The 4,279-nt window shown below is 41.3% G+C and carries 5 protein-coding genes; all 5 read left to right on the top strand.

Annotation, left to right across the window (positions count from 1 at the left end; translation table 11 throughout):
• Positions 1-410 precede the first annotated feature (410 nt).
• The 5 genes from nrdG to HMPREF3179_RS01960 all read left to right on the top strand — a co-directional run bounded on the left by nrdG (position 411) and on the right by HMPREF3179_RS01960 (position 4,276).
• Positions 411-872 carry an anaerobic ribonucleoside-triphosphate reductase activating protein gene (gene nrdG / locus HMPREF3179_RS01945; protein WP_048768086.1) on the top strand — a complete coding sequence of 154 codons (462 nt, stop codon included), beginning with the start codon at positions 411-413 and terminating at the stop codon, positions 870-872.
• 40 nt (positions 873-912) lie between these two features.
• A complete protein-coding gene (gene nrdD / locus HMPREF3179_RS01950) occupies positions 913-2,694 on the top strand; it encodes an anaerobic ribonucleoside-triphosphate reductase (protein ID WP_070469474.1) in 1,782 nt (593 codons plus the stop codon).
• A 148-nt stretch (positions 2,695-2,842) separates the two neighbouring features.
• Positions 2,843-2,947 (top strand): helix-turn-helix domain-containing protein, encoded by a 105-nt coding sequence (locus HMPREF3179_RS12625; RefSeq protein ID WP_081606608.1) that lies wholly within the window; start codon positions 2,843-2,845, stop codon positions 2,945-2,947.
• A gap of 132 nt (positions 2,948-3,079) precedes the next feature.
• Positions 3,080-4,030 (top strand): phosphate/phosphite/phosphonate ABC transporter substrate-binding protein, encoded by a 951-nt coding sequence (gene phnD, locus HMPREF3179_RS01955; RefSeq protein WP_070469476.1) that lies wholly within the window; start codon positions 3,080-3,082, stop codon positions 4,028-4,030.
• 15 nt (positions 4,031-4,045) lie between these two features.
• Positions 4,046-4,276 (top strand): ATP-binding cassette domain-containing protein, encoded by a 231-nt coding sequence (locus HMPREF3179_RS01960; RefSeq protein WP_070469478.1) that lies wholly within the window; start codon positions 4,046-4,048, stop codon positions 4,274-4,276.
• Positions 4,277-4,279: the final 3 nt, after the last annotated feature.

A 4,279-nucleotide genomic window follows, 5' to 3' on the forward strand; every position in this document is an offset into this window, starting at 1 on the left:
CACATTTTTAAAAATATTTGAAAATAAATTTTAGCGTGTTGTTTTGAAGCCATCGCATCTGATTGATACTTTGCTTCGCTAGGGTTATCCCTAGCCCCCTCAACTGGGAAAGATATGAATTATGAGCTATATATTTTATGCTGTCAAGCGTATTAGCTTTTGTGGCTGAATTATTGTTGTGTAAAAACACACACATCATGCATGAATCACTTTTAGTATAGCCTTTTTCTCAATTAAAACAAGTACTTTTGAGACTTTTATCATCTCGTCTAATTCTGGCTTTTTATTTTATCTTGATCTGAGTCAACAAGCCAAAGTTTCCTTGCTTGTTTTTATCGATACACCTAGTAATAATCACTAAAACACTACATATAGTTATTTTTTTATAAACAACCACAATATATAGTGATATGAGAAATTTAAGATACAAACATGAGGAGGTTGTGTGGATTGAGGTGCCTGGTGAAGTATCACTCGCCTATCAATTTACAGGCTGCCCACTACGTTGCAAAGGGTGTCATAGCGCTGACACTTGGAAAGCGAACTCAGGTGAGATATTAAGCATTGAACATTTCAGTCGACGCTTGCAGCAATATCGTAACTTAATCTCTTGTGTTTTATTTATGGGCGGCGAATGGCTCCCTGATGAATTAACAGTCTATTTAGCCTTGTCCCGCCAAGCTAATTTAAAAACTTGTTTATATACTGGTTTAGAAAAAGAGCAAGTACCCGCGCAATTACTGCCGCTATTAGATTATTTAAAAACTGGGCCATGGATTCCGGAACTTGGCGGCCTAGATCAATCAAGCACTAACCAACGCTTTATCGATTTAAAAAACGGCACGCTCCTAAATCACTTATTTCACAAATAGTCAGTTACCCACTCATCTACTTATTGGAAGGATATTAAAAATGATACGCCTCAGCCCTACTCAAATCAGCGCTAAACTCGATTTTATGCGGAACTATATGGCCGCTCATAATGCGGCCGACGGCTCAACCATGGATGCCAATGCTAATGTCACCCATAAAAATATTGCTACCATGGAAAGTGAGCTACTTAAAGACTTTCTTATTCAAATTAATCGTGCACAGGTGAGTGCAAAAATCAACGAGATTTTTGGCCAAGAATGGGCTGATGAATATATTCGCCAAATTGAAGCGCATGAAATTTATGTGCACGATGAAACCAGCTTAAAGCCCTATTGTGTATCCGTAACGCTTTATCCATTTTTACATGATGGTTTAACTAAACTGGGCGGTGAATCAAAAGCACCAAAGCATTTAGATTCTTTTTGTGGCTCATTTGTCAATCTAGTCTTCGCAATCAGTGCACAGTTTGCCGGTGCCGTAGCCACAGTTGAGTTTCTAAGCTATTTTGACTATTTTGCTCGACAAGATTATGGCGATAATTACTTAGATACACACCCCAACGAAATAGCCAATCACTTACAGCATGTTGTTTATAGTATCAACCAACCAGCTGCCGCACGAGGTTATCAAAGTGTTTTTTGGAATATCTCTATTTATGATAAATATTACTTTGATGCCATGTTCGGCAACTTTGTGTTTCCAGATTTCAGCAAACCGGTTTGGGAAAGTGTCTCGCGCTTGCAGGACTTTTTCCTAACGTGGTTTAATCAAGAGCGCACAAAATCTATTCTGACCTTTCCCGTCGTAACAGCGGCCATGCTAACAGAAAACGGTCAATGCAAAGATCAAAGCTTTGCCGAACACTTGGCAAAGGAGCTGTCAGAAGGTAATCCCTTTTTTATTTACCTCTCCGACAACGCAGATTCATTAGCCTCTTGCTGCCGCTTACGCAACGAAATCGAAGACCACGCCTTTTCCTATACCTTAGGTGCAGGTGGTGTTGCGACCGGATCAATCAACGTCATCACACTCAATATGAATAGACTAGAGCAAGATGGACGTGAGCTTGCCACTGAAATAGATAAAATCCACCGTTATCAATACGCCTACCGCAAATTAATGGAAGACTATTTAAAAGCCGGTATGCTCTCAGTTTATGATGCCGGTTTTATCAGTATGGACAAACAATTCCTCACGATTGGCATTAATGGTATGGTTGAGGCAGCAGAATCTCAAGGCATTAAAGCCAGCTATAACCCCGAGTATATTGACTTTGTACAAAGCCGCTTAAAAACTATTTTTGAAGCCAATAAAAAAGCATCGGCACATTATGGTGTCCGCTTTAATACGGAGTTTGTCCCAGCAGAAAACTTAGGTGTTAAAAATGCCAAATGGGATAGCGAAGACGGCTATAAAGTTTCTCGCGAATGCTATAACTCCTATTTTTATCCGGTCGAGGATGAACGGCTTAATGCGCTAGATAAATTTTTACTGCATGGTAGCGAGTTAGTCGATTACCTAGATGGTGGCTCAGCACTACATTTAAACCTAGATGAAGCACTCAGCCAACAGGGTTATAAATCACTCTTTGATATCGCTGCTCGCACAGGTTGCAATTACTTTTGCATTAACGTCAAAATCACTATTTGTAATAGCTGCCATCACATTGATAAGCGTACCTTACAGACTTGCAGCCATTGCGGCTCGACGGACATTGATTACGGTTCCCGCGTCATCGGTTACCTGAAACGAATCTCAGCCTTTAGCGAGGGACGTCGTAAAGAGCATGCTTTGCGCCACTACCATAGAGACGCTGCATGATCATTAATTCCTTATAAAGCAATCAACGGCGTGAGTGAATGCACGCCGTTTTGAATTAATCTCCCATCATATCAATCTCGAAGTCTTCGCCTCACGTAAATAGCGCAGCCAAACTCCTAAACCATATAAAAGGCAAAACACACTCAGCATCAGTGAAATCTCATACGAATGCGGTTACAAGCACGTCTCTAATTTCACTCAGGCTTTCAAACAATATTTTCACTGCACGCCGGCTGAAATTCGAAAACCTTAACTTGCTGTTTCGAATCAAGACACTGAGCTCTTCCCGACTCCTCTGTTTCCATTCATGAAACTGAAATAATACATTGCTAACATCGTGTCATTAATCGACACTTTACTTACAACCAACTGAAAAGGACACGGAATGTTCAACTTCAAAAACCTGGCACTAGCCACCTTACTTGCTGTTTTACCCTTTAGCAGCCACGCCCTCGATTCACGTTTTACCGATGCGGACGGTGATTTAGTGGCAGATGCGCCAACCGATCCTAAAGATTGGATTGACCCAGCGACCTTAGTATTTTCTTATACACCCGTTGAGGATCCGGCTGTTTACGCTGAAGTGTGGAAAGAGTTTATTGATCACTTAGCTGCCGAAACCGGTAAAAAAGTTCAATTCTTCCCAGTACAAAGTAATGCAGCCCAATTAGAGGCGATGCGCGCTGGTCGTTTACACGTCGCTGGCTTTAACACTGGCTCTAACCCATTAGCTGTTAACTGCGCTGGTTTTGTACCGTTTGCCATGATGGCTTCTAACGACGACCGTTATGGCTATGAAATGGAAATCCTAACCTACCCCGGTAGCAGCATTGAAAAAGTAGAAGATATTCGTGGCAAAAAACTAGCCTTTACCTCAGAAACTTCCAACTCTGGTTATAAAGCGCCCTCAGCGCTATTAAAACAAGAGTTTAAGATGGAGGCCGGCAAAGACTTTGAACCCGTATTTAGCGGTAAGCACGATAACTCTATCTTAGGTGTTGCCAATAAAGACTACCCTGCTGCTGCCATTGCCAACTCCGTCTTATCTCGTATGCTTGAGCGTGATGTTGTAAAAGCTGATCAGCTCGTATCTATCTATAAATCGCAGTCATTCCCAACCACAGGCTATGGCTATGTGTATAACTTAAAGCCAGAGTTAGCTGAAAAAGTAAAAGCTGCCTTCTTCAACTTTAATTGGGAAGGTACAGGCTTAGCTAAGGAATTTAACCATGTGAACCCACCACAGGAAAAATTCATGCCTATTTCCTTTAAAGAACACTGGAAAGTTGTGCGTGACATTGATGCCGCCATGAACGTCAGCTATGACTGCAAATAATTTAAAGGTATATTAATGCTTAAACTTGTTGACCTTGAAAAGCGCTACAACACTAATGAACCAGTGCTTAAGGGGATCAACCTTGAAGTCCAATCAGGTGAAGTAATTGGCCTGATTGGACCTTCAGGCGCAGGGAAATCAACCCTTATCCGTTGTGTTAATCGCTTAGTCGAGCCCAGCAATGGCGCTATTTTGCTTCAAGGTAACGATCTCAACAAATTGAGACTTTTGCATAAAAGCAGTTAAATA

This window comes from Oligella sp. HMSC09E12, assembly GCF_001808505.1.
Taxonomy (GTDB): Bacteria; Pseudomonadota; Gammaproteobacteria; order Burkholderiales; family Burkholderiaceae_B; genus Oligella; species Oligella urethralis.

Bases quoted from the DNA above. Each gene is read 5' to 3' on its own strand.
- nrdG (WP_048768086.1), top strand. From the start codon at position 411: ATGAGAAATTTAAGATACAAACATGAGGAGGTTGTGTGGATTGAGGTG.
- nrdD (WP_070469474.1), top strand. From the start codon at position 913: ATGATACGCCTCAGCCCTACTCAAATCAGCGCTAAACTCGATTTTATG.
- phnD (WP_070469476.1), top strand. From the start codon at position 3,080: ATGTTCAACTTCAAAAACCTGGCACTAGCCACCTTACTTGCTGTTTTA.
- HMPREF3179_RS01960 (WP_070469478.1), top strand. From the start codon at position 4,046: ATGCTTAAACTTGTTGACCTTGAAAAGCGCTACAACACTAATGAACCA.